This window comes from Methylobacterium sp. WL7 (genome assembly GCF_008040085.1).
Classification (GTDB): domain Bacteria; phylum Pseudomonadota; class Alphaproteobacteria; order Rhizobiales; family Beijerinckiaceae; genus Methylobacterium; species Methylobacterium mesophilicum.
Genome location: NZ_VRVG01000254.1, coordinates 1 through 3,189 on the forward strand (window position 1 = coordinate 1; position 3,189 = coordinate 3,189).

Annotated in this window: 1 protein-coding gene and 1 pseudogene; one reads left to right on the forward strand and one right to left on the reverse strand. The window is 57.7% G+C overall.

Features of this window, described 5'->3' with window-relative positions:
- Positions 1-179: 179 nt before the first annotated feature.
- Positions 180-864: pseudogene (locus FV233_RS28815) on the reverse strand (hypothetical protein); the annotation flags it as partial.
- 448 nt (positions 865-1,312) lie between these two features.
- Here FV233_RS28815 and FV233_RS28820 point away from each other — a divergent pair.
- Positions 1,313-3,043 carry a DUF4214 domain-containing protein gene (locus FV233_RS28820; RefSeq protein ID WP_147899571.1) on the forward strand — a complete coding sequence of 577 codons (1,731 nt, stop codon included), beginning with the start codon at positions 1,313-1,315 and terminating at the stop codon, positions 3,041-3,043.
- The last annotated feature ends 146 nt before the right edge of the window (positions 3,044-3,189 follow it).

Sequence of the window (3,189 nt, forward strand, 5' to 3'; positions counted from 1 at the left end):
TCTCCGGGCGCTGCATCCGGAGCACCAGCTCGATCAACTCTTCGCGGCTCAGCCGCTCAAGATCGCTTCGGCCCATCCCACGAGAGAATCAGCGAAATCCCGCCCGCGCAAGGGGGTGGGTAATTACTCAGGCGATGCTCGATCTTGGTCCGCTCGCAGGCCTATGCGAACGAATGCTAGCGATAGTGCCGTGGCTCGTCCTGCTCGGTCCAGTAAGCCGCCGCCTTGGCCTCGGTCTCTTCGTTCACCGGTTTGTTGTCGGTGAACGGAATGCCATTGTCGGTGGGGACCGTGTGGATCGTGTAGGGTACGGCTGCGACGAGTCCATGTAGAAAGGCCGCTGCGATCCGCTGGATTACCGTTTCGTTCAATTGAACGAAAGCGAATTTGCTCGTTCGTTCGATGGCGACGAACGGGTGAAGCTTGCCCTGTTCCGTGCTGACCTGTGCGATGTCGATGTGGAAGTCACCGATCGGGTATGCTTTACACTTCGAGCGCTTCGGCTTGTCGCCATCGACATCCGGCTGACGGCTGATGCCGTGACTTTGTAGCAGTGGTGCACACTGAAGCGGGTTGGGTGCGGGATGCTGGGCTGGAGCGCGTAGAGGCTGTCCCAGCGGCAGCAGGGTATGCCTTTGATCAGGCGACTATGACCGCCTCATGCTCCAGGCTCAGAACGGTTGAGTGAAACCCTTTCGGTCCCATCCGCGCATCGGTGCTGGTCGGACGTGAACGCCACTTCTGCACTGTAGTCGGGCTGATACCGTAGCGTTTGGCGGCGATTCTTATGCTCTCTTGACGAGCTTGGATTGCCCGACGGACCGACTCAAGCGTCGTGGCGCAGCTGTGGAGAAACTGTCCCATAGCGCGTCTCTTCATGCGCTATCAGTCGTACCACCACACAACGGGACTGAACATTTGATCACGTAGCTCTGGTCCTCGTGCCCCGGCTTTGTCCCGCTCTGCTTGGATAGTTCGTGCAGCTCTCTGCCATCGGTCGCCGCTGGTTCGAGGAAGTTCGCGAGGCTCTGTCCGGACGCTGCAGTAGCAGCACCAGTTCGATCCGCTCACCGCGGCTCACCACTTAACATCGTTTCGCCCCGTCCCACCAAGGAATTCGTGAATTCCAACCTGCGCAAGGGCGAAGGTCAGCGCGAAGCAGGCGTCGGTGGCGGAATACACACGTTAGTAATTAATTCATCAAGACGCATGCGCGACATCGCAAGTATGCGCATACATGGGATGGCATTTGAAACGCAAAATTAATGTCTGAAAGGGCAATCAGTACACCAGCGCAATCTGGATCTATTCGATGCCGTCGATTGACCTCACCGGCTACCGGCTGACGTTTGACGATGAGTTCGGTACCCGTAGCATCTCGCAGACGGGTGCGGGCACAACGTGGGCAGACATTCGCTCAGAATGGCGCTTCGATGCCAATTCCGATATCGGTTTCGGGCATTCCTCGTTTGTCGACTCTAGCTCAGGCTATGACCCCTTCAGCGTTCAGGGAGGGGCACTCGCGATCACGGCGGTGCTCGACCGGACAGCATCGGGCTACCCTGGCAGCTGGGAGTCCGGCCTGATCACCACCCAGGGCAACTTCTCGCAGACCTACGGCTACTTCGAGATCCGCGCCGATCTGTCAGGACAGGCCGGTGCGTGGGATGCGTTTTGGTTGCTGCCCAATCGACAGATGCCAGATCCGAATAACGCAGGCGGGCATCAGGAGCTCGACGTTATAGAGCACTATGGGTCCAACGACCGCGGTGTTTACAGCACGATCCATACGACGGATCTGCAGAACGGTGTGCGGTGGCAGGACAACCGCCAAGTTTACAGCGAAATGCCCGATCCTTCAGGATATCATACCTACGGGATGAACTGGCAGGCGGATCGCATCAGCTACTACGTCGATGGCCACTTCGTCGGGTCTCAGGCGACGCCATCGGATATGCATGATTCGATGTACATGCTCGTCAACTTGGCGACACAAGGTTCGGGTGGCAACAACGCCGACGCTGCTGGCGTGCCGATCACCTCACATATCGACTACGTGCGCGCCTATTCGAATGACCCGCACGCGGTGGCTGTGGTGCAAGGTCCCGTATCTGCACCAGACGGCCATGACCCTGGCTTGTACGGAGCGACATCGGGCACATCGGCCCATGGCGGCGTAGGTCAAGGTATTGCACCTGCCAACAGTGTCTCGTCCCCAGCCACCGTCGCCCCTAGCGCTCCGTCACCATCGCTCGCGATGAGCCACGATGTGCATAGCCCGGATGGCGAGATCTTTGCGTTGTACGAAGGGATCCTTGGCCGTGCTCCGGACGCGGCTGGCGGGCAGAGCTGGGTTGCGGCGCTCAACGCTGGAACGAGCCTGCACGATATCACACAGGCTTTTCTCGACTCTCCCGAAGGCCAGGCTCGGCTCGGGGCCGGTAGCAGCGCAGACTTCGTTGCGCGTTTGTACGACGGTGTGCTCGGCCGCCACGCGGATGCAGCGGCGCAGAACTGGATCTACGCCCTCGATCACGGCACCTCTCGTGCTGACGTAGCCGATGCTTTTGTGTTCTCCGACGAGAACATCGCACAGCTGCAGGCTGGAGTGACTACAATAGGATCAGCCGCGCAAGCGCAACCGCAGCCGTCTACGGAAGTCGCCAGCTGGATCGCCGATGCTACCGATGCATCGATAGCGCGGCTGTACTATGGCCTTCTCGGACGTGCGCCTGACGCCGGTGGTTTTCACAGTTGGGAGAATGCTGCTGACAATGGCATGCCGCTCGCTACCATCGCTCAGACCTTTCTAGGCTCTGACGAGTACATCAGTCATCATGGGAGTCAGACGGATCAAGCGTTCGTCGAAAGCTTGTATCAGGAGGTGCTTGGTCGCCATGCGGATGTGTCGGGCGAGCAGAACTGGCTATACGCTCTCTCACACAGCGCCTCGCGCGGCGATGTCGCGATGTCAATCGTTGATAGTCCTGAAGCGCAGCAGTATTTAGCCACGCAGACCCAACAAGGCTGGCATTTATCTTGAGAACAATATCGGGTGGTTAAAATTTATTTTTTGCAGTTTTACGATAAATATTAATGTAAGATTTCAAATAAATTTGGTATTGTCTTTTTAATATCGATGCAGGTTTTGCGCTGATGACGTTCAAATTGATGGCGGTTGAACTGACC